This is a genomic window from Dyella acidiphila (assembly GCF_014863405.1).
Taxonomy (GTDB): Bacteria; Pseudomonadota; Gammaproteobacteria; order Xanthomonadales; family Rhodanobacteraceae; genus Dyella_B; species Dyella_B acidiphila.
In genome coordinates this window covers 69,025-90,600 of record NZ_JACZZA010000004.1, presented here as the reverse complement: position 1 = coordinate 90,600, position 21,576 = coordinate 69,025, and the positions used below count along the sequence as shown (strand labels likewise).

General features: G+C 64.6%; 16 protein-coding genes. 4 read left to right on the top strand and 12 right to left on the bottom strand.

Annotation, left to right across the window (positions count from 1 at the left end; all coding sequences use genetic code 11):
• Positions 1 to 15: 15 nt before the first annotated feature.
• The 3 genes from prmC to IGX34_RS08775 all read right to left on the bottom strand — a co-directional run bounded on the left by prmC (position 16) and on the right by IGX34_RS08775 (position 7,765).
• Positions 16 to 864, bottom strand: coding sequence for a peptide chain release factor N(5)-glutamine methyltransferase (gene prmC, locus IGX34_RS08785; protein ID WP_192555344.1), 849 nt, complete (start codon positions 862 to 864; stop codon positions 16 to 18).
• Positions 857 to 4,960 (bottom strand): hypothetical protein, encoded by a 4,104-nt coding sequence (locus IGX34_RS08780; RefSeq protein ID WP_225737334.1) that lies wholly within the window; start codon positions 4,958 to 4,960, stop codon positions 857 to 859. Before IGX34_RS08780 ends, prmC begins: the two co-directional genes overlap by 8 nt.
• A gap of 126 nt (positions 4,961 to 5,086) precedes the next feature.
• Positions 5,087 to 7,765, bottom strand: a complete 2,679-nt coding sequence (locus IGX34_RS08775; protein WP_192555343.1) for a M1 family metallopeptidase — start codon at positions 7,763 to 7,765, stop codon at positions 5,087 to 5,089.
• 196 nt (positions 7,766 to 7,961) lie between these two features.
• Here IGX34_RS08775 and oxyR point away from each other — a divergent pair, with 196 nt between their 5' ends.
• Positions 7,962 to 8,909 carry a DNA-binding transcriptional regulator OxyR gene (gene oxyR / locus IGX34_RS08770; protein ID WP_192555342.1) on the top strand — a complete coding sequence of 316 codons (948 nt, stop codon included), beginning with the start codon at positions 7,962 to 7,964 and terminating at the stop codon, positions 8,907 to 8,909.
• 165 nt (positions 8,910 to 9,074) lie between these two features.
• On the opposite strand, the gene IGX34_RS08765 is transcribed toward oxyR, so the two are convergent.
• The 5 genes from IGX34_RS08765 to IGX34_RS08745 all read right to left on the bottom strand — a co-directional run bounded on the left by IGX34_RS08765 (position 9,075) and on the right by IGX34_RS08745 (position 12,426).
• On the bottom strand, positions 9,075 to 9,593 hold the full coding sequence (locus IGX34_RS08765) for an adenine phosphoribosyltransferase (protein ID WP_192555341.1): 519 nt from the start codon (positions 9,591 to 9,593) through the stop codon (positions 9,075 to 9,077).
• Positions 9,590 to 10,534 (bottom strand): DMT family transporter, encoded by a 945-nt coding sequence (locus tag IGX34_RS08760; RefSeq protein ID WP_192555340.1) that lies wholly within the window; start codon positions 10,532 to 10,534, stop codon positions 9,590 to 9,592. The genes IGX34_RS08765 and IGX34_RS08760 overlap by 4 nt, the downstream gene beginning before the upstream one ends.
• A 105-nt stretch (positions 10,535 to 10,639) precedes the next feature.
• The gene (locus IGX34_RS08755) at positions 10,640 to 10,912 is read right to left on the bottom strand and encodes a putative signal transducing protein (RefSeq protein WP_192555339.1); all 273 of its coding nucleotides are present in this window, start codon (positions 10,910 to 10,912) and stop codon (positions 10,640 to 10,642) included.
• Positions 10,913 to 10,950: 38 nt separating this feature from the next.
• The gene (locus IGX34_RS08750) at positions 10,951 to 11,928 is read right to left on the bottom strand and encodes a Nudix family hydrolase (RefSeq protein ID WP_338015440.1); all 978 of its coding nucleotides are present in this window, start codon (positions 11,926 to 11,928) and stop codon (positions 10,951 to 10,953) included.
• Positions 11,929 to 11,937: 9 nt separating this feature from the next.
• Positions 11,938 to 12,426 (bottom strand): dihydrofolate reductase, encoded by a 489-nt coding sequence (locus tag IGX34_RS08745; RefSeq protein WP_192555338.1) that lies wholly within the window; start codon positions 12,424 to 12,426, stop codon positions 11,938 to 11,940.
• Between the two features lie 100 nt (positions 12,427 to 12,526).
• Between IGX34_RS08745 and IGX34_RS08740 the strand changes: the two genes are divergently transcribed.
• Positions 12,527 to 13,525: a pepsin/retropepsin-like aspartic protease family protein gene (locus IGX34_RS08740; RefSeq protein ID WP_192555337.1), complete on the top strand. Its 999-nt coding sequence runs from the start codon at positions 12,527 to 12,529 to the stop codon at positions 13,523 to 13,525.
• On the opposite strand, the gene IGX34_RS08735 is transcribed toward IGX34_RS08740, so the two are convergent.
• Together IGX34_RS08735 and lgt are read right to left on the bottom strand one after the other, a co-directional pair.
• Positions 13,503 to 14,297, bottom strand: coding sequence for a thymidylate synthase (locus IGX34_RS08735; protein WP_192555336.1), 795 nt, complete (start codon positions 14,295 to 14,297; stop codon positions 13,503 to 13,505). The genes IGX34_RS08740 and IGX34_RS08735 overlap by 23 nt on opposite strands.
• Before the next feature lie 9 nt (positions 14,298 to 14,306).
• Positions 14,307 to 15,200, bottom strand: a complete 894-nt coding sequence (lgt, locus tag IGX34_RS08730) for a prolipoprotein diacylglyceryl transferase (protein WP_192555335.1) — start codon at positions 15,198 to 15,200, stop codon at positions 14,307 to 14,309.
• Positions 15,201 to 15,370: 170 nt separating this feature from the next.
• Between lgt and IGX34_RS08725 the strand changes: the two genes are divergently transcribed.
• Complete coding sequence (locus tag IGX34_RS08725) at positions 15,371 to 17,323, top strand: S9 family peptidase (RefSeq protein ID WP_192555334.1); 1,953 nt, start codon at positions 15,371 to 15,373, stop codon at positions 17,321 to 17,323.
• Between the two features lie 61 nt (positions 17,324 to 17,384).
• On the opposite strand, the gene IGX34_RS08720 is transcribed toward IGX34_RS08725, so the two are convergent.
• Both IGX34_RS08720 and tmk read right to left on the bottom strand, forming a co-directional pair.
• Entirely contained in the window at positions 17,385 to 18,656 is a 1,272-nt protein-coding gene (locus tag IGX34_RS08720) for a transglycosylase SLT domain-containing protein (protein ID WP_192555333.1), read from the bottom strand.
• A 135-nt stretch (positions 18,657 to 18,791) separates the two neighbouring features.
• Positions 18,792 to 19,451, bottom strand: a complete 660-nt coding sequence (gene tmk, locus IGX34_RS08715) for a dTMP kinase (protein ID WP_192555332.1) — start codon at positions 19,449 to 19,451, stop codon at positions 18,792 to 18,794.
• Between the two features lie 345 nt (positions 19,452 to 19,796).
• Here tmk and IGX34_RS08710 point away from each other — a divergent pair, with 345 nt between their 5' ends.
• Positions 19,797 to 21,470 (top strand): Wzt carbohydrate-binding domain-containing protein, encoded by a 1,674-nt coding sequence (locus tag IGX34_RS08710; protein ID WP_192555331.1) that lies wholly within the window; start codon positions 19,797 to 19,799, stop codon positions 21,468 to 21,470.
• The last annotated feature ends 106 nt before the right edge of the window (positions 21,471 to 21,576 follow it).

The window sequence follows — 21,576 nt, the reverse complement described above, 5'->3', positions numbered from 1 at the left end:
AGTCTACGCCGATGGCTATGGCGAGTCACAATCCTCGCTGACTGACCAGCACCCGCCAGTGACGCGATCGCGCTGCTCCAGATCGCGCATGGTTGAAACCTTGGCGAAAGATGCATGACGAAGCAGTGAGCGAACTGCATCGCCCTGATGCCATCCATGTTCGAACAGCAACCAGCCGGCACTGCAGAGATGCTTGCCTGCATCGCGGATGATGCGGCGGATATCGTCCAGTCCATCGATACCCGAAGCGAGTGCGCTGACCGGCTCGAAGCGCAGATCGCCTTGTTCCAGGTGCGGATCGTGACTTTCGATATACGGCGGATTGGACACGATCAACTCGAACTGCTGCGCGCCCAGCGGCGCAAACCAGTTGCCATGCGCGAAGCTGACATTGCCGATGCCATGCCGCTGCGCATTGCGCTGCGCCACCGCCAGCGCCTCGACGCTGGCGTCGGTGGCGGTGACCTGCGCGCGCGGACGTTCGCGCGCAATCGCCAAGGCGATCGCACCGCTGCCGGTGCCCAGGTCCAGCACGCGCACGTTCGCGTCGATTGGCAGGCGCTCCAGCGCCAGCTCCACCAGCAGTTCGGTTTCCGGCCGCGGAATCAGCGTGGCCGGCGTCACCTCCAGATCGAGCGACCAGAAGCCGCGCCGTCCGGTGATATAAGCCACCGGTTCGCCGGCCTTACGCTGCTCGATCAGCACGTGGTAGGCCGAGGCATGCTCGGCCGCCAAGCCATCGTCCGCATGCGCGATCAGCCAGCTGCGCGGCTTGCTCAAGGCATAGGCCAGCAACACTTCCGCATCGACGCGGTCGCCCAGCTGCTGCGTCGCCGCCTGCAATACGTCACGTACTTTATGCATCGCCCAGCTTGCTCTCGGTGGGTGCGGCAACCGGCAGCGGTGCCGGCTTGGGTTCGCGCTTGCGCCAATAACCACCGCGCGTCCATGCATCGAAGCCCCAGCGCAACCAGCCGATCAACGCGTTGGCCAGCCACAATGCCCAGGCCAGCATGGCGATCTTGTAAAACCACAGCGACACGCTGAATACACCCGCCTGCGGCAAGGCATCAGCAGCCTGATCGGCAAACCAGTTCAGTTCCCAGGCACTGGAATCGTTGCCGCTGACATGCATATCCGGCACGCCAAGCAGACCCGTAGGCACCGCCGATACCAGCATGCACAGCGCCAGGATGGTCACCGCGCCCAATACCGTCTGCAGCAGGTTGAAACGACGACTGCCCAGGCGCTGCAACGCGGACTCATGCCGTGCGCGCAGACCAAGCAGAATCAGCCACACCACTACCAGCGCATACGCGCTCCATGCGAACGCCGAAAAACCCAGCCCAAGCAGCAGCCAGTGATGGAAGCGCAGCGGCGTTGGCGCATAGCGCGCCAGCAGCCACGCGGCCAGCAGCAGCACAATCAGCTGCGCCCAATACAGCACGGCCGGCCCCATGCGCGGACCCCATGTCCACAGCACCCAGCGATCCTGCGGCAACTTGAGCTGCAGCGACAGATTCGCCGAGGGCGCAGCCAGCGCGTAATCCGGCGTTACCGAACGCAAGCCCACGCCGCGCGGCTCGCGTACATGCAGCACGTAGTGATGCTTGCCGGGCAGCAGCGGCAGGCTGAGCTTGCCGTCCTTCACCGCCAGATTGAGTGAATCGTCATCGCGCGCCGCATCGAGCAATTCGGTACCCGCCGGCAAGACGATCGCATGTTCGCCGCCGCGCGTACTGCGCACGAGCAGGTCCAGCGTGGTCTCGGTGGAGCGATCGCCGACGCTGCTGCTTGCCGTGACACTGTCGAACGCAAGACTGTCGCCCTGCACGGACTGCGGACGACTGATCGCGATCGCCAATGTTTCGCCCGGCAGCGGCTCGAAACGCAGCCCGTCGCTGCTGTTGCCGGCCGGCACACCCTTGGCCTGCACGTGCCAGATCGCCGCCGGATGCAGCTGCCAGATCTCCGCGCGCTGGTCGAGCGGCGGTGCTGTCAGCGACAGATTGTCGGCATGCTCCAGCCGGCTGGTCCACGATGCGGTGTTCTGCCCGGCATTGAAGGTCACGCTGATGCGTCCGTTCTGCACGCGCACGTTGTCGCCCAGCGGATGTTCGCCGGCTAGCAAGGGCAGCTCCAGCGTGAAGCCGCCGGTGCTGGGCGCAATCCGTTCGACCGTGTTGATCACGCTCCAGTCCACGCCCAACTGCAGCATGCGGGTCAACCGCACATAAGGTGGAAAAGCCTGCTGCGGCAACGGTGCCTGCTGGCCGTCGCTGGCGGTTTTCACGCGATTGAAGGTGATGCTGTCGCCGAGCATGCGTCCGGCATCGCTGCCGTCCATCGACCAGCCCTGACCGCTGAAGGCAATCCGCTGCGGACGCAAGGTGAAGTTCAGCGTGGTGCTGTCGACCGGTTTTACGCGATAGCTGAAACTGAGGTGATGCACGCCCGGCGCCAGCCGCGTCACCAGCTGGCCTTCGAAGCGGCCGATCGAAGCATTGGCGTTGTTGTCCACGCTGATGCCGGCCATCTGCATACCGCCGTCGGTGGAAGGCATGGGCAGCGCCACCGTGGCGCCGACATGCACTTCCAGATCCAGGCTGATCTGGTCGTCCTTGGCCTGCACGGTGGCGTTGGCCACCACGGCGCAGTCGGGCGTGCATTTCGGTGCCTCGGTAAGGCGCGCCTGCAACTGGCTCAGCAGGGTCGGGTTCGGGGTCGCCTGTGCGTGCGCCAGATGCGGCAGGCAGGCGATCGCCAGCAAGGCCGCCGTACCGCGTCCCGGCCACCAGCCGCGCCACGACGGCTGCAGCGGCCTGAGCAGGTTCTGCACCATGCGTCCCAGCAGCACAACCAGCAGCGCCAGCATGATCACGCGCAGCCAGCGCACCAGCCATGCGGGCGCGATCACCAGGCGCATGCTTTGTTCGGCCGTGATCGGACCGGACCAGCTCAACGCATAGTTGTTGCCGACATCCCATGACGGTTCGCCTGCACCAGCCTGGATCACGCTGCGCGTGTCGTTGTCGTTCGCCGGCGGGCGCCCGCCGATGATGCTGGCACTGAGCACCATGTCTGCCGGTGCTTGACGGTTTGCCGGCGCCGCGGCGGACGATGCCTCCTGCATGACCGGTGCCGGCGCGGCGGGCGGCGCAGGCGGAGCCGGTGCAGCTTGCTGCATCACCTGCGGCTGCGGTTTCACTTCCTGCTTTGCGTCCATCATCGGCTCGATGAAATCAACCATCGACGTACCGCCGGATGTTTCCAGTTGCGGATGCAGGGCGCTTTGCAATTGCGTCAATGCGAAGGGCAGTGTCCACAGCACGGCCAGCGCCAGCATCGCCGCCGCAACCAGCTGTGCCGCGCGCTCCAGTCGTCCTTGCGGCAAGGCTTTTTTCAGCAGCCCTAAAGCCAGCGCCAAGCCCAGCGTCCAGCGCGGCGCGCCACCTTCGTGTTGCGACAGCACCAGAAACACCACGGCCACCAGTGCCCAGCGCCAGCCAAGCAGACGCCCGGCCAACAGCGCGATCAAGGCCACCACGAATAGATCCAGCAAGCTCCACTGCGCGATCCACGAATCGGGCGAACGATCCACGCCGCTCGCACCGATCAACCGATAGCCATACGGCAGATGCAAGGTGGCATCGATGTGTTCCAGCGGTGTTAGCCAGCCGGTGCTGGGCAGACTGCCGCTGCGGTCGGCAATGCGCAGGCCGGCCTGCAGGTCCAGCTCCTTGCCGCGCAATTCCACGCCGCTATGCTGCGGATCCGGCTGGGTGACCAGCAAGGGCTGCTCGCCCTGCGACGCACGCTGCAACTGCCACGGACTGGCCACATCCAGGCGCAGGCGATGTTGCAGCGTGCCGGTGAGGTGATCGCTGATGCTCAAGCCCTGGCCGTCGAAATCCAGCCAGATCTGCCGCTGCAATTGCAGTTGGTCGGCGGCACTGCCTTCATTGCCGCGTACGCCCTGCTCCACGTTGAGGCCATTGCCGGCATCGAGCACGTAGGCCGGCAGACTGCTCCAGTCCGACGGCACGCCGGCTTGCGCGGCGTCGGTGGCGCGACCGTCGACATGCGTGCTGCGCAGTTCCTGGTCGTCCGAATAGCTCCAGATTTCCTGCTGCGGCCACGGTTGCGGCGGCAGATTGAGCGATACCTGCTGCAAGGTATCCACGCTGCGCGCCGACAACTGCACGTTCCATTGCCCGGGGCGCAGCTGCACGCGCAATTTTCCGTCTGCATCGAGCTGCGCCGGCAGATCGCTGTTCAAGGCGGTGGCGACAAAGCCCTTGGGCAAAGCCGGGCCCAGCACCTGCTCGCGCGAACTGCCGGTGACGTTCAACTGCAGCTGCGTGTCGAGCATCGCCGGCATGCCATCGGCCAGATGCCGGTACACGCGTATCGACAGCGCATCGGCCTGGCGTTGCGCGGCGGCGGCCTCGCCCAGCGTGAGCTGATCGCCGCTGCGCTCGACGTGATCCACCGCTTGGCCGTCCAGGCTGAGTGCGACCAGGCCGATGCTCATCGGCACACGCAGGCGCGCCGGCCGCGTATCCCACGGCAGGTTGCCGCGCACGGTGTAGTCGCCCGGCTCCAGCCACAGCGCAGGCTGGCTTTCGTGCGCCAGCACCGGCATGGCCTTGTCGTTCACCTGCACTTGCTGCGGCCAGGCATGTTCGTCGCCTGGTATGCCGACCCAGCCGGCGGCATCTACATGCACGCCGAGGCTGAAGTGGCCGCCGTCCTTGTCGGCCTGCAGCGCCAGCCGACTGGCCCAGATGCACTGGTTATTGCCGACACCGGGATTGCGGTTGGCCAGGAACGGACAGGCGTGCTCGGGCACATCGTGCAGCACCCAGTCCTGCCAGTCGTGCAGGGCTGCCGGTACCTCCTGCGCCATTACCGGCAGCGCCAGCCACAGCAAAGCGAACATCCCTATCCATCGACGCATGCGGCTTTCCCCCAAGTCGGCGTTGGGGGCAGTTTAGATGGAATCGCCGCGCTGGAAAGACTTGCCCAGGCGCATAAAAAAGCGCCGGACGGCGGTAGCCGTCCGGCGCTGGTGGAGCTGCCGCGCTTAGATCTTCGAAGGATCCTGCTTGGCCTTGAGCGCCGCGCACAGCACGGTCTGCTCGCGCGTCTGCGCCAGGCCGCGATCGGATCCGGCGATGTCCTTCAGGCGCGGGGTGAAATACGCCTGCAGGCGGTCGGCCTCGGCGGTGGAGCAGCTGCCGCCACCCACCAGCCGCGGCAGCATGCCGCTGGCGAAGCTGCCGGTGCGGCCCAGCACCTGCGCATCGTGCGCGGTGAACCACTGCCACAAGCTATTGCGCGACTCGGTGGTTTCCTGGCCACCGCGCAGGATCATCGCCATCTCGCCCACCTTCACGTCCTTGGTAAGGGCGAAGTCGCGTACCTGATCGGCCTGCGCCGGCTGCTCGACATTGCTCAAGCCTTCGAGCATGGCATTGCGCAGATCCGGGCTGGTGGTCTGCGGCAGTTCGGCGATCAGCGCATCCACCGCCGGCTTGCCACGTTCCTGCACGGCCACGCCCAGGGCGACGCCGAGCAGGTCGGGATCGGCCGCCTGCAGGTTCAAATGACCATCGGCCTTCTTCGCCAGCGCCGCATCACCCTGCGTCAGCAGGGCCGCGCGCACTTCCGGCACCTTGAAGTTCAACGCCAGCGCGGCAGCCAGCTGGGTACGCAGCAGCGTATCGGCGCTGAGCTCGCCGGCCTTGCGCTGATAACCCAGCTGCTGCATGCGCGGCAGATAAGCAGCCTTCACCCACTCGACCACCTTGGCGCGCTGCGCATCGTTGGTGGCTTCGTAGCGATAGATCCATTCCAGCGTGGACAGCGGCGCCACGGCCACTTCGCCGACGTTGACCTTGGTCAGCGGCTGCAAGGCGGCCATCGCTTCGGCAGCGGTCCACTCGCCCTTGCGGAAACCGGCGTCGACGCTGTCGGCATAGGCGAGCTGCTCGCCGTTGCTCAAGCTGTCCACGTGCTGCGCCAGGTTGGTCCAGCCGGCCTTGTCCAGGCTGAAGCGGTAATAGCCGCGCGCATCGGCGTTCGGCATCACCCAGGCGGAAGGCGCAGCATCGGCCAGGGTCATGCTGCCGGTGGCCTTGTCGAGCATCATGCAGCTGCTCTTGGCGCCGGCCGTGCTGGCGTAGCGCACGCACACCGGGATGCCCCACACGCGACCCATGTCGCCGGTGCTGCCCAGCGGCAGATAGCGGCTCTGGCTGAGCTGCACCTCGGTCTTGCCGTTCTTCTGTTCGACCTTGGCCTGCACGTAGGGCACGCCGGACTGATCGAGGAAGCTGTTGAACGCATGCTTGAACGCATCGCCCTGATGCGCCGCCGTGGCGATCGAGCCGACCAGGTCCTTGGCCGTGGCATTGCCGAACTTGTGCGCCTGGATATAGCTGCGCATGCCCTGCTGGAAGGTGTCTTCGCCGACATAGCCTTCGAACATGCCGATCACCGCCGCACCCTTCTGGTAGGTGATGCCGTCGAAGGCGGTTTCGATATCGCCGTTGCCGGTGATCGGCTGACGGATCTTGCGCGCGCTGTTGAGGCTGTCATTGCGCATCGCGCCTTCGGCGCCGCTGATGCGGTCGAGGTCGGCGCGGTATTCCGGATGCACCTTCATGGTGACCTTCTGCTGCATCCAGGTGGCGAAGGCTTCGTTGAGCCAGATGTCGTCCCACCATGCCAGCGTCACCGTGTCGCCGGTCCACTGGTGCGCCAGCTCATGCGCAGTCACGTTGAACGAGCCGCGCACGTACTGTTCCGGCGAATCCGGATCGAGCAGCAGCAGCCAGTCGCGGAAGGTGACCAGGCCGGGGTTTTCCATCGCGCCGGCGGAGAAGTCCGGCGCGGCAAGCAGGTCAAGCTTGCCGAACGGATAGCCGAAGCCGTAGTAGTTTTCCAGCGTATGGATGATGCTCGGCGTTTCGCTCAGCACGTGCTGCATGCGATGCGCTTCGCCGGTGGCGGCGACGCCGCGCAGGGTGATCGCATCTTTGCGGAAGTCGTCGGGCGAAATGTCCGGTCCCTTGGCGATATCCCACGGGCCCACTGCAAACGCCACCAGATAGGTCGGCAGCGGACGCGTCTGTTCAAACTTCAGCGTCTTGAAGCCGTCGCCCGCCGCGGTCTCGCTGATCTGCCGCGTATTGGCCACGCCGACCTGGCTGTTGGGGATGGTCAGCGTGATGTCGTAAGGCGTCTTGAAGCCCGGCTCGTCGAAGCCGGGGAAGGCAAAGCGCGCGCTGATCGGCTCCATCTGCGTCATCGCATACGGCACGCCGGCGCGGCTGACCTTGTACAGGCCCTGCAGCTGCTCGTTGAAGGGCGCGCTGTAGTCGATGGTGAGGGTCAGCAGCTGCGGCTTCAGCACGCTGCCGAAATCGATGCGCGAGACGCCTTCCTTCGGCGAGACGGCCACGTACTTGCCGTCGAGCGTCTTGCCGTCGGCACCGGTCACGGCCACCTTGCTGACCACCAGGCCGTTGCCGTCCAGCCATACATGGTCGGCGGCGGCTTTCAGCGCGACCTTGATGGTGGTGGTGCCGGTGAACTGCGCCTGCGACGGATCGACCCGGAAGCTCAGCTGGTAGGACTGCGGCACTGCCCAGGCCGGCAGGCGGCCGTGCGGCGCCTGGTCGTTCGGGGTGGCGGCGAAGGCCGCCGTGCAGCAGGCCGCCAATGCGGTCAAGGCGATGGTGGATACAAGACGGTGCATAGCGAGCCTCGCAGGTGGTGTTCAAAACGACCGACGCTAGCTGACGCAGAACTTACCCCCCAGTGCCAGAAGGAATAGTCCGAAGGCAGCGCCCTACACAGGTGCGCATGGGCGATGCAAGGCTTGCATTGTCAAAATCGATCCTTACCATAGATATCCATAGAGAATTTCTATCAACCCCTTTTGCGGGAGAGCCATGAACCTGCGCGACCTGCACTACCTGGTGTCCCTGGCCGAGCATCGGCACTTCGGACGCGCTGCCGAGGCCTGCTTCGTCAGCCAGCCCACGCTGTCCACCCAGATCAAGAAACTGGAGGACGAACTGGGGGTGGCGCTGGTGGAGCGCACACCGCGCAAAGTGCTGCTGACCGAGGTGGGGCGCGAGATCGCGCATCGCGCCCGCGAAGTGCTGAACGAGATCGAGCAGATCAAGGGCATTGCGCGGCGCACGGTGGATCCGGAATCGGGCACGGTGCGACTGGGCATCTTCCCCACCCTCGGCCCGTATCTGCTGCCGCATGTGGTGCCGCTGGTACGCGAGCGCTTCCCGCGGCTGGAACTGCTGCTGGTGGAAGAAAAAACCGAAACCGTGCTGCACCGCCTGCGTGAAGGCAAGCTCGATGCCTGCATCGTGGCGCTGCCGCTGCACGACGACAGCCTGCACACCGAGTTTCTGTTCGAAGAACCCTTCGTGCTGGCAGTACCGCAATCGCATCCGCTGGCCAAGCGTCCGCAGCTGAAGCTCAACGATCTGTCCGACCAGAGCCTGTTGCTGCTGGAAGACGGCCACTGCCTGCGCGATCAGGCGCTGGAGGTGTGCCATATGGCGGGCGCCGGCGAAAAGAGCGGCTTTCGCGCCACCAGCCTGGAAACACTGCGCCAGATGGTAGCCGCCAATGTGGGCATCACCTTGCTGCCCACGCTGGCGGTAAAACCGCCGATTGCACAGGCGCCGAACCTGCAGTTGGTGGAATTCAGCGGCCATCCGCCGAGCCGTCGGATCGCCATGGTGTGGCGCAAGAGTTCGGCGATGGGCGGCTTTCTCAAGCAGCTGGCTGATGTGTTCAAGAGCCTGCCGCGCGATCTGCTCGATCCGCACAGCGCGACGCATGTTGCTACTACCAAGCGCCGGCGTGTCAGTTGAGCGCCGCACGCCAGGCGAAAGCGAACAATTCGCCTAGCCGTCATTCCGGCGAAGGCCGGAATGACGGTGGAGCAATTTCAATCATTCAGAACATCGAGCAAGCATTTCGAGGCACTCGCATCGCCTCGAACGTATGGACGGCCAAACGATAATCCGGCCACGCCATCAGTAATGCAGCAACGCATGCAGCGGAACGTTTTTCGGCCACAGCTTCCTGCCCTGCAGCGCCAACAGCTCGATCACCACCGACGCGCCTACCAGTTCCGCCCCCAGTTGCCCGAGCAGGTTGCGCGCCGCACCCAGGGTGCCGCCGGTGGCCAATACATCGTCGACCAGCACCACGCGCTCGCCTGCGCGCAGCGTATCCACGCGCGCTTCCAGCCGGTCGGTGCCGTATTCGAGCTGGTAATCCGCATGCATGACCGGCGGCGGCAGCTTGCCGGGCTTGCGCAGCGGAATAAAGCCGGCGCCCAGCTTCTGCGCCATGGCGGCCGCAAAGATAAAACCGCGCGATTCGACCCCGCATACCGCCTGCACGGCGCTGCCCTGCCAGGGTTCGACCAGGGCGTCGATGCAGCGCGCGAAGGCGGCGCCGTCGGCCAGCAGCGGCGTGATGTCACGAAAGGTCACGCCCGGCTTCGGAAAATCCGGTACCGCGCGGATCAGGTTTTCAAGCGATGTCATGCATGTACTCCAGTCTTGGTAGCGCGTCGGGCCGGCCGCAGCGCGCCGCACAGGATACCTGCCAGCGCCAGCGCCAGGCCGATCCAGTCGCTGGGCGTGGTCGGGCGTCCGAGCAAGATCACATCCAGCACAAAGGCGAGAGCCGGCTGCAACAGCAGCAACAGCCCCACCAGCGACGCAGGCAGCCGCGGCATCGCCTGCACCACCAGCAGCCAGGCCAGCACTTGCCCGAAGAATCCCAGCGCCAGCAGCGCGCTCCAGCTTTCCGCATCGCGCAAGGCGAAGCTGTCGCCCTCGCCCATGCCCCATAGCCACAGCATCGACGCGCACAGCAGGCTCATCAGGCCAAGGAATTGCGCGGGCAACAAACGTGTATGGGTTTTCAGCGCCTGCCGGAAGCTCAGCAGATACACCGTGTACGCCACGCCGCTGCCCAGGCCCAGCCACACGCCCTGGCGATGCCGCGCATCGAATACCGACCAGTGCGCACCGACCAGCAGCCATAGGCCGACCATCGCCAGCAGCATGCCGGGCACAAACCAGCGCCCGAACCGCTCGCGATAAAACACGAAGCCGGCCAGCACCATCAGGAACACCTGGAAATTGGTCAGCAAGGTGGCCATGCCTGGGCCGATCCACAGGATGCTGCGATGCCACTGGATCAGATCGAGCGCCAGGCCCGCCGCCGGCAGCAAGGCCCAACCCACGTCGCGCAAGGTGAAAGGCTGCCAGCGTCCGCGCAGCGCTACCCACACCAGCAACATGCCGCCGCCGAACAGCATGCGGTAGAACGCCGAGACGGTCGGCGGCGTATGCGCATACACCACCAGCAGGCTGGTGCTCGACAGCAACATGGCGCCGGCAACCATCTGCACCAGCGCAAGGCGCAGTGAGGCTTCGCTGCGAGCGCCGTCGGGCGTCGCGGTAACGGGATCGGACATGGGGGACTTCCTTGCGAGCGATCGTCGCCATGATCGGCATGCGACGACCGCAGGGAGCGCGGTACCGGCAGTGTACTCAAAGCCGCACGGCAGACTCCGCGATGGCTAGGCCGGCAGCAGGTCGCCGCTGTCGCCGTCGTATTCCTGCAGCGCCTGCCGGGCTTCAGCAAGGGCGCGATCGATCTCGCGCACGATCGGCTCGGCGATATCTACGCTCGATTCGGGCACCAGCACCGCCACGTAATCCAGCGCCGGCAGCTGCCCCACCCCGCCGGTCAGGTATTCGCCGGAAATAAATGCCGGCACTTCCTCGGCTTCAAGCGCGTCCTTCACCAGATGGGCGTCGATCAGGTTCTGGGCTCGATAAATGATGCGCATGGCCGCACGCTACTGCCGCAGCCGCGGATCGGCAAGCATCAGCCCAGGTCCGGCCAAAAGGCGCGGATACCCGCCACCCCTTGCGCCGCATGCGCGCGGGCCAGCGCCAGCTGGGCCGGCGCCACGCCGCCCAGGGCATACACCGGCAGGCTCGCCGCGTCCGCCAGCTGCTGAAAAGCCGCCCAGCCCAAGGGCGTACCGTCCGGATGGCTGGCTGTAGCGGCCACCGGCGACAGCGTGGCGAAATCGGCGCCGATCGCCAGCGCACGGGCCAGCTCCGCGGCGGTATGACAGCTGCAGCTCACGCGTTGCCCCCATGGCAGCGGACGCGCCTGCAAGGCCTCGAGCTGCGCGGAACGCAGATGCACGCCCATGCCCGCACCCAGTTCACGCGCACCGTCGATATCGCCATTGAGCAATAGATGCGCGCCATGGCGCACGACACTTGCCTGCAGCGACATGGCCAGCGCGCGCACCTGCGGCAGCGGCCAATGCGGCAACCGCAGCTGGATCAGGCGCACGCCTTGTGCAAGAGCCAGCTCAATCCGCGCGCGCCAGCTTTCCCGTTGATCCGGCGCAACATCGGCGGGCGTAATGGCGTAGATCGAAGGCAGGCACAGCGCCTGCAGAATCGGGCGATCAGCCGGCGCGAGTTCGGCCGGATCGACCGCCGTCGGCAGCATCCATTGCAGGGCCTGCCCTTCCAGCGAAACCGGTACGCCCTGCCAGTGCGTGAATTGCCAGGCATCCAGCAGCAGGCCGCGTTCGCCATAGCGCCACGGCACACGAATCAGCGGTGCGCCGTCGGCCGGATCGACCTGGATGCCGAGTTCTTCGTGCAATTCGCGCATCAGCGCATGCTGCGGCAGCTCACCGGGCTCCAGCTTGCCGCCGGGAAATTCCCACATGCCGGCCAGATGCTTGCCTGGCGGGCGCTGCGCCAGCAGCACGCGGCCCTGCGCATCGCGCAACACGCCGGCCATCACGTGCATGGGAGGCTCGGCGCGATCGCTCACGGAAGACAATCAGTGATTGCGGATGTACTCGACCATGTCGAAGTCGTAGCTGTGCTCGCTGTCTTTCTTATGGTGCGTGCGCTTGACTTCGGTCCAGTCGGCGAAATGGATGCCGGGGAAGAAGGTGTCGGCGCCCTCTACCGCAGCGGCAACCCAGGTGAGGTACAAGCGCTGCGCCATCGGCAGCGCATCGTGGAATACCTTGCCGCCGCCGACCACCATCAGGCCGGTGCCGTTGGAGCGTGCCTGCGCCTCTTCGATGGAGCGCACCGTGACCTGGCCCGGGAACGGCGCCTCGTGCCGGCTGGACAGCACCAAGTTCTCGCGATCCGGCAGGGTACGGCCGATCGATACCGCGGTGTTGTAGCCCATCAGCACATACTTGCCGACCGTCAGCTGCTTGAACCAGCGCAAGTCGTCCGGCAGGTGCCAGGGGAGCTGGCCCTTGCGACCGATGGCGAAGTTCTCATCGAGGGCGGCAATCAACGAAATGGCCATGGAGGCTCCGGCGTATATGACAGGATCGAGTGACACTTGCGACCGGACCACTGCCCGGTCACGCTGACCGGCCATTGTAGCGTTTAAGCAGGGAGGCCGCATGATGGGAGCAGGATATTTGGCGCTGGCCATGGCACTGGCCTTGGCGCCCGTTGCGGGCAATACGGCGGCGCAGGTGCTGCCCACCCGCTACGAAGCCGGGCACTTCTTCGCCACGCCCACCACCCGTGACGGACAAACGCTGCGCCTGCTGGCCGATACCGGCGGCGGCGGCAATCTGGGCCTGTACTGGCTCAGCGCCAAGGCGGCACAGCGTCTGCAACTTGCCACGCATACCTGCGTGCTGCCGGACGGCAACGTCGAGGTCGCCGCGTTGCCCAGCTACCGCCCCGGACAAGGGCTGCCGCCCCCGCTGTCGGTGTTCTGCGCGCAGGTGGTGCTGATCCAGAACCAGACGTCCTTCGACGATGGCCAACTTGGCGCCGCCTATTTCAAAGGCCGTATCTGGACCTTCGACTATCCCGGCCAGCAGCTGATCATGCAGGACAGCTCCTGGAAGCCGCATGCCGATGCGCATACCACGCCGATGGGCTTTCAGAAGAATGACGCCGGCCAGGTCGTCGCCAGCTTTCCGCGCATCACCATTCGCGTGGACGGACAACCGCTGGACATGCTGCTCGATACCGGCGCTTCCGCCTACCCCACGCCCGCCGGCGCACGCATCAGCGGTGTCGCTACCGTTCACGGCGAAGGTGTCGCCAGCTACATCACCCGCAGCACGCTGGAGGCCTGGCATCGCGCGCATCCGCAATGGCGGCTGGTGCAACAAGGCGATCGGCTCGGCCACTACGAAGCACGCTTGATTGAAGTACCGCAGCTGGACATCGCCGGCTGGTCGGTCGGTCCGGTGTGGTTTACCGAGCGCCCGGATGCCGCCTTTCACGACATGATGTCGAGCATGATGGACAAGCGCGTCGAAGGCGCCGTGGGCGCCAATGTCTTCAGCCACTTCGTGATGACGCTCGACTATCCGCGCGCCACCGCTTATTTCCGCTGCGCCAGCGGCTGCAAACTGGCTACACCGCCACCGGCGCCTTGATCGCCGCGTGCGGGTGGTAATCCTCGATCACCACGTCCTCGTAGCGAAAATCGAAAATCGATGCCACGTGCGGATTGAGCTTCAGCCGCGGCAGCGCACGCGGCTCGCGCGTGAGCTGCAGGCGCGCCTGCTCCAGATGATTGCTGTACAGGTGCGCATCGCCCAGCGTGTGCACGAAATCGCCCACGCCCAATCCGCATACCTGCGCAATCATGTGCGTCAGCAGCGCGTAGCTGGCGATGTTGAACGGTACGCCGAGGAAGATATCGCCAGAGCGCTGGTACAGCTGGCAACTCAGTTTCCCGTCGGCGACGTAGAACTGGAACAAGGCATGGCACGGCATCAGCGCCATCTTCGACAGTTCGCCTACGTTCCAGGCACTGACGATCAGGCGGCGCGAATCGGGATTGCGCTTGATCTCCTCGACCACCCAGCGGATCTGGTCGACCACGCGGCCATCAGTGGTGGGCCATGCACGCCATTGCTTGCCGTACACCGGACCAAGATTGCCCTGCTCGTCCGCCCACTCGTCCCAGATGGAGACGCCGTGTTCCTTCAGGTAGGCGACATTGGTATCGCCACGCAGAAACCAGATCAGCTCATGCACGATGGACTTCAAGTGCAGCTTCTTGGTGGTAACCAGCGGGAAGCCTTGATTGAGGTCGAAGCGCAGCTGCCAGCCGAACACGCTGCGCGTGCCGGTGCCGGTGCGATCGGTTTTTTCGGTGCCGTGGTCCAGCACGTGGCGCAGCAGATCGAGATAGGCGTGCATGGCGGGAGTCTACGCGGTCCGGGTCTCGGCCGTGGCGAGCGGCAGCGTGGGCGCACGGCGCGACAGCCAGATCAGCAGCACGCCCACCGCGATCAGCGGCAGCGATTGCAGCTGCCCCATGGTGACCCAGCCCCAGGCCAGGTAGCCGAGCTGCGCATCCGGAACGCGCACGAATTCCACCGCGAAACGGAAGCAACCGTACATCAGCGCAAACAAGCCGGAAATCAGGTAGCGCGGGCGCGGCTTGAGCGAGACCAGCCACAGCACGGTAAACATCACCACGCCTTCCAACGCCATCTCGTAAAGCTGCGACGGATGCCGCGGTACCCCGCCATATTGCTGCATCAGCTCGGCCAGCTGCGGATGACCGGCGGCCAGGGCCACGTCTTCATCGTGCGCATTGGGAAAGATCATCGCCCACGGCACCAGCCCGGGCTTGCCCCACAGTTCGCCGTTGATGAAATTGCCCAGCCGGCCCAGTCCCAGCCCGATCGGCACCACCGGCGCCAAAAAATCCACCGCATCGAAAAAATGCAGCTTGTGCCGGCGCGACCACCACACGCCGGCCGCCAGCACGCCGAGCAGGCCGCCGTGGAAACTCATGCCGCCGTCCCAGACGCGGAACAGCGCCAGCGGTTCGGTCCAGATCCAGCGAGGACCGCCCGCGTAATAGAACAGCATGTACCAGATGCGGCCGCCCAGGATCACGCCCATCATCGCGTAGAAGGCCAGGTCGCCGAACGCGTCCCGACTGACCGGCAGGCGGCCGCGTTGGCGACGGTATTCGCCCAGCCCCCACGCCCCCAGGAAGCCCAGCAGGTACATCAGGCCGTACCAATGGATCTGGACCGGCCCCAGATGCAGGGCGACCGGGTTGAACTGCACGACAAAAGGCTGCGACATGGCGTAACCGGCTGGACCAAAGCGGCCAGTTTAGCTGGCCGCCGGCGGCACGTCAGGGTCACTGCCACGACTCATACGGCTTGGATACACTCTGGGCGGCGCAGCCCGGCGGGGGAGCTTTGCAAGCCGGGGAGCTGCGACTAAAAGCACTCAAACTGGGGGAACAAGGAATGTGGATTGCACGATTGCGCGCCCTTGCGGCCGCGTGTTACCTGTTGGCGCCTGCTGCCGCGATCGCGGCCGACGCGATACCCGTTGAAGACTTCGCCCGCCACGCCAGCTACACCGAACCGCGCCTGTCGCCGGATGGCCAATACCTGGCGGTGAATGTCGAGAACGGCGAAGACCACGCGGTTGCGATTTACCAGCTCAGCGACATGAGCCATCCGCGCAGCTATCTGAAGATGCCCAAGTTCCAGCTGGCCGCCAATATCATGTGGGTCGGTTCGACCCGGCTGATCATTGAGAAGGCCAGGATGTACGGCTCGCTCGACCGGCCTGCCTATACCGGCGAAATTATCGCCACCAACGTCGATGGTTCGCATATCGACGCGATGTTCAGTCGCGACTGGGACCTGGAATCGCACGGCAGCGTACGCCAGGCCGATAAAGGCTACGCCACCGTCGCCGGCCGGCCGGCCAAGGCCAACAATCATTTCTACATGCAGGCCTACGATTGGCGCGACCAGGACAACACCTGGCTGTATGACGTGGATGCGATGAGCGGCACGCGCCACCTGATCAGCCAGATCGGCGTGAAGGATTTGCGCTTTGTGATCGACCCCGATGGCAAGCCGCGTTATGCCTACGGCTACGACAAGCAACACAAGTTCACCGTCTATCAGCAGCTCAGCAATGGGTGGGCGGAACGCCCCAAAACGGATGGCAACCGCTTTCAGCCGATCGCGTTTTCGGCGGACGGGCAACACCTCTATGCCTACGTCAATCCGGATGGCGGTCCGGGCGCATTGACCCAATTGAATCCCGATGGCACCAACCAGCAGATCCTGGCCAAGGACGACTTCGGCACCATCGACCGCGTCGAGTGGACCCCGGGCAACCAGCCCTTCGCTGCTGCGGCAGATACCGGCATTCCCTCGCCCATCATCATCGACCGCAACGAACACCTCACCATGCTCTATGCGGCGCTGAGCAAGAAATTTCCCGACGACTTCATCCATTTCAGCAGCTTCAGCGAGGATGGCACCCGCTTCGTATTCCTGGTTCGAAGCGACCGCAATCCGGGCGACTACTATCTGTTCGACACACAACGCAATGCGATCCAGAAGCTGTTCTCGATCAACGGCAACATCGATCGCAGCAAACTCGGCACGCGTACGCCCATGCGCTTTACGGCGAGCGACGGCACGCCGCTGGAGGCCATTCTGACCGTGCCGGCGGGTGCCTCGATGAACGACCTGCCGATGGTGCTGCTGCCGCATGGCGGCCCGTTCAACATTGCCGACGAATGGTTTTATGACCGCGACGCGCAATTCCTGGCCAGCCGCGGCTATCTGGTATTGCAGGTGAACTATCGCGGCTCAGGCGGCCGCGGCCCGCATTTCGTCGATATCGGCTATGGCAAATGGGGCACGCGCATCCAGCAGGACCTGATCGACGGCGTGAAATGGGCCGAGGCGCAGCACTTTGCCGATCCCAAGCGCGTGTGCGTATACGGCGCGAGCTTCGGCGGCTATTCGGCCATGATGACGGTGATCCGCGCACCGGGCCTGTTCAAATGCGCCGTCGGCTACGCCGGCATCTATGATCTGGCGATGATGTACGACAAGGGCGACATCAAGGACAACACCATCGGCGTCAACTATCTGAAGGAAGCGATCGGCACCGACACCAGCAAACTCGCCGACAACTCGCCGGACAAGCTGGCCGACAAGATCGACGTACCGGTGTTGCTGATTCATGGCGAAGCCGATCAACGCGCTCCGTTCGAGCAGGCCAAGGCGATGCGTGCAGCCCTGGATGCAGCCCACAAGCCATACGAATGGCTGACCAAGCCCGATGAAGGGCACGGCTTCTACAACGAACAGAACAACGTGGACATGTATAACCATTTGCAAGCCTTCCTGGCCAAGTACATCGGCCCGGGAGCTAGCACGAATTGATGTCGCGAGTGTCTTAGGCTCATGCAAAAAGCCCGCTGCGAAGCGGGCTTTTTGTTGCGCTTCAGCCGCCGCTGCGTGCGGCGAAGCTGTCCGTCGGGGCGCGGGCCATGGCCACCGCGCCGGTCGCGGAAGACTTGGCCATGGCGAGCTTCAGTCCGCGATACACGCTCAGCACGGCCTGGCCGTAACTGCGCGCCAGCGCAACATCATGGCTGTGGTAGTAGCCGATGCGCAGCACCGGATCGCGGCTTTCCTGCATCGCCTTGCGCAGCAGGCTGGTGCCCACTTCGATATTGCGCACCGGGTTGAGCAGCGCGAGCGGATCGGGCTCGATATCGCGATGCACCGGGTAGTAAACCTGCATGATGCCGACGTCCTGCACCGGCAACGCCATGCGATGCGCCAGCTGGATGGCGCGTTCGGCATCTTCGCGCGAACCCTTGTGCATGCGCCCGTTGACGCGTACCACCCATGGGCTGGGCGTAATCGAACCATCGGCCTGCGCGCTCTTGCTCTCCACCAGCGCCACCGCGTAGATCAGCAGCGGATCGATGCGAAAGCGCGCACCCGCCGTGGCCCACAGGCTGTTCGGCGAGGTGATGTCCAGATCGAAGCCGTCGCCATGCACCGCCTGCGCCGGCAAATTGGTCACCAGCCGCTGGATATCGGTGGAAGACATCAACGGTGTTTCGCGACCGGTCGGCAGCGCCGGACGCGACAGCGTGGCGAACAGATGCGGCGCCGCGCCCAGCGGTGGCGGCGGAAAAGCCATGGCCAGGTGGGGACGTTCCAGGCTCATGGACAACTGCACCTGCGGCAGCGCCTGCGAATGCCAGTAATGCGTGACGATCGCCACCACCGCCGTTCCCGCGGCCATGGCCAGGGTGTTCGCGGTGGGTTGCCGGTAGGCCTTGACGTGCCGGCGCGCCGCCAGCAGCACCGTCGACATGTCGGCGGCAGCCGGGGGCAAGGAGGCGCCGTAGGAAACGCGGTACATGCGGTAGGGCCGCGCCGAGCAGGGGCTGCGGGTCAGCCGGTCCAGGTCTGCGCGCACATGCCGGCGGGCGGACCAGCCCTGCGGATCCACAAACAGGATCTTCGGGGTATGCGGCACCGGGATGGCACCCGAGCGCTGCCCGCGGAAGGTGGCCGGCGCGCACAACAAAATACGCTGCTGAACCGGCTGCGGCTGCGGCCGCGGCCTGGCCTGGCCGGCGGCGCCAGAAGAACCGCCACTGTGCGGCAAGCGGGCGGCTCCCGCGTCGGAACCCCGACGCGTGCGCAGCGGCGGCTTTTCGTCATTGAGATCAAACGGTGCTTGTAGCAACAGCACGAGCGTCATCCTTTCGGCACCCCAGCGGCCGGCTGGCTAGACAAGCACAAATCGGGCCGGATATCCAAACATTCCGTATGTGCCTGTTGCTTCCCGCACCGTTGCCGGTGGGCGGACCATTCGCGGCGGGGCCGATCAGCGCAGGGTTTCGGCGCTTTGTGCCTGGGTTCCGCCGGCCCGGTCGAGCTTGACGGACAGCGTGTTGCCGATCGCCTGCCAGGCACTTTCCAGCACCTCGTCCGCGCCGCGCGTGGCGTCGACGATGACTCGGCTGGGCAAGGCCATGGTGAGGAACACCTCGCGGCAGAGCGCCAGGTTGTCTTCGGTCTCGAAGTGATTGGGCTTGTCGCCGCGGGCGCGGATGCGCGCCAGTCCGGTGGCCGGCGCCAGGTCCAGCAGCAGGGTGACGTCCGGAGCCGGCGCAAAGGCGTTGTGCTGCAGGATCTCCTCCACCGGAATGCCGCGCGCGCCCTGGTAGGCCGCCGACGACGGGTAGTAGCGATCCAGCATGACCACTTCGCCGCGCTCCAGCGCCGGCTTGATCACCTCATCCACATGCTGCCGCCGGTCGAGCAGCAGCAGGCGCATCTCCTCCTCGACGGAAAGACGCCCCTGTGCGGCGGTGGCGCGCAGCTGTGCGCCCCACGGCCCGGCCGTCGGCTCCTTGCCCACCGTTACTGTCGCCCCGTGCACGCGCAGGCGTTCTGCCAGCGCGTGCGCAACCGTCGTCTTGCCTGCGCCGTCGATGCCTTCCACCGCGATCAGCAGGCCACCTGGAATATGGCCAATCGTCATCCACGAACTTTACCCGATTAGGCGCAGGCAGCGCTGCGACAGGCCCGTGCCGGACCCGGGATCTGTGCGCCCGTGGACCACCCCAGGTCGCCCAAAGACTGAATAGGGACGCGCCGAAGCTGAACCCGGGAGAGAACCCCGGGCCACCAAAACCGGCATGGCGCGTTCAATCCGGAGAGCCAGCTAGGGATTGGCACGCCACGCCGCGTAACCCCGGACCACGAAAGAAATTACGGACCGATTAGGGCTCGTGTAGCAGAGCGCGCAGATGGGCCAATCTCTTACGCTATCCTTACAACAATATGGCGTTTTGACTACAGCAGCGTCCCAAAAACACACGAGCTCATGGCAAAAATCCTACATCTGCATATTCCCAAGACAGGCGGTGTTGCCATTCGGCATCACCTGGCGACGCATCTCGGCGAAAAGCGCGTCTCCGACACCATCATTGGCTACCGCCTGAAAGATGCACTGGTTCAATTTGACCATCTCGATGTGATCAGCGGGCACTTCCTGCTGCAGCAAGGCGATCAGCTTCCGCGCGACCGATGTTCCATCACGGTTCTGCGTCATCCTTTCGACCGCTTCCTGTCCGAATTTTTTTATCAAAAGATCGACTGCGCCAACCGCCTGCTCGATACAAGACTGCAAGGCCTGGGCCTCGATACCTATCTGCAGCAACTGTCGCTGACCGAACAAGAAGCAATGTCGGCGCAGATCGCCATGATTTATCAGCTGGGCACTTCTTCGCGCACCGTTCTTTCGCTGGAAGAAAAATCTGCCGCGGCCCTCAAGGCGGTCGAATCCATCGAGTTCGTCGGCCTGCAGGATGAACTGGAAGACTTTGCCTGCATGCTGGACGCCAAGTTCGGCTGGTCGCATGTACCGCTCAAGCTGAAGAACACCACCTCGCAGCGCATCAAGCTGACGGAATTGACGCCACAGCAGACGAAGAAGCTGAGCGAACTCTTTCCGCTCGAACTTGAGCTTTATCACTATGCGAAAAGCCGCTTCAAGGCGACGCGCAGGGAACTCCTGAAACGCTCGGTGACAGTGGGTTTCGATGCCGAGGCCACGCCAGCGGCCTCCCAGCCCGATAACGATGCCGCAGCCTCCTGCAGCGACTCACCGGTGGAGTTCGGCGACAAGCGCTGCACCATCGAAGAAGTTTCGGTCGTCGGGGAAATTTCCGGCGGCGACCTGGCCATGGTCGGCGAACGTTTCGACATCCTGATCCGCCTCAAATCCAGCGTCCCGATCGACACGCTCAACGCCAGCATTGCGATCAAGGACGAGCGCGGCATGCTGATGTTCAGCACCACGGCCATGCAGCTGGGACATGCCTATTCGCTCAAGCAGGGCGAATACATCGTGCGTTTCAACATGCTCAACCGGTTGCCGCGCGGCAATTACCACATTGACGCCGCCCTGATGGAAAGCGAGAGCCCGCTGGTCGGCTGTTATCACTGGCACGAAAATGTCGCGACCTTCAAAGTGCATGACACCATCGTCACGCATTTCGAAGGCCATATTTTCATGGACGCCGATGTCTCCATGAAATCCGCCACGGACGAACCCACCTGCGAAGACAAGCAGCATGTGGCGGGCAGCAATCACGTACGCGCCCTGGGCTACTCGAACAAGCAACTCACGCAATTCAAAGCCACTATCAAGCCCACCGCCCGCATTGAAAATGTATTCCCCGGCATGGATATCTGCGTGCCCGTGCGCGTGGAAAACACCGGCAAGGAACCCTGGGGCGCCTCCGGCAAACAGTCCGTGGCACTTACCTATCGCTGGCTGACGAAGAGCGGCAAAGTCATCGTTGCAGATGGTGTGCGCACGCAGCTGCCTTCGGATGTGCCGCCCGGCAATGCCGTGGTCGTGCCCATGCAGATCAGCGTCCCCAACGAATCGCAGTCCATGCGCCTGGTGATTTCACTGGTGCAGGAAGCCGTTGCGTGGTTCGTCGACAAGAATCCGGGCTCGGCGCACGTGGTTGCCGTGGATCCGCGCTAAGCGCATTCCGGGCATGAACAACTGAGCGCAAGCCGCGTGTCGGCAGCGCATAAATCGAGGGCGCCAGCACGCGGCGCAACAGCGTTGGACCCTGCGCCGTTGCAGC

Coding starts and splice junctions, on each gene's coding strand:
- prmC (WP_192555344.1), bottom strand. CDS start 864: ATGCATAAAGTACGTGACGTATTGCAGGCGGCGACGCAGCAGCTGGGC.
- IGX34_RS08780 (WP_225737334.1), bottom strand. CDS start 4,960: ATGCGTCGATGGATAGGGATGTTCGCTTTGCTGTGGCTGGCGCTGCCG.
- IGX34_RS08775 (WP_192555343.1), bottom strand. CDS start 7,765: ATGCACCGTCTTGTATCCACCATCGCCTTGACCGCATTGGCGGCCTGC.
- oxyR (WP_192555342.1), top strand. CDS start 7,962: ATGAACCTGCGCGACCTGCACTACCTGGTGTCCCTGGCCGAGCATCGG.
- IGX34_RS08765 (WP_192555341.1), bottom strand. CDS start 9,593: ATGACATCGCTTGAAAACCTGATCCGCGCGGTACCGGATTTTCCGAAG.
- IGX34_RS08760 (WP_192555340.1), bottom strand. CDS start 10,534: ATGTCCGATCCCGTTACCGCGACGCCCGACGGCGCTCGCAGCGAAGCC.
- IGX34_RS08755 (WP_192555339.1), bottom strand. CDS start 10,912: ATGCGCATCATTTATCGAGCCCAGAACCTGATCGACGCCCATCTGGTG.
- IGX34_RS08745 (WP_192555338.1), bottom strand. CDS start 12,426: ATGGCCATTTCGTTGATTGCCGCCCTCGATGAGAACTTCGCCATCGGT.
- IGX34_RS08740 (WP_192555337.1), top strand. CDS start 12,527: ATGATGGGAGCAGGATATTTGGCGCTGGCCATGGCACTGGCCTTGGCG.
- IGX34_RS08735 (WP_192555336.1), bottom strand. CDS start 14,297: ATGCACGCCTATCTCGATCTGCTGCGCCACGTGCTGGACCACGGCACC.
- lgt (WP_192555335.1), bottom strand. CDS start 15,200: ATGTCGCAGCCTTTTGTCGTGCAGTTCAACCCGGTCGCCCTGCATCTG.
- IGX34_RS08725 (WP_192555334.1), top strand. CDS start 15,371: ATGTGGATTGCACGATTGCGCGCCCTTGCGGCCGCGTGTTACCTGTTG.
- tmk (WP_192555332.1), bottom strand. CDS start 19,451: ATGACGATTGGCCATATTCCAGGTGGCCTGCTGATCGCGGTGGAAGGC.
- IGX34_RS08710 (WP_192555331.1), top strand. CDS start 19,797: ATGGCAAAAATCCTACATCTGCATATTCCCAAGACAGGCGGTGTTGCC.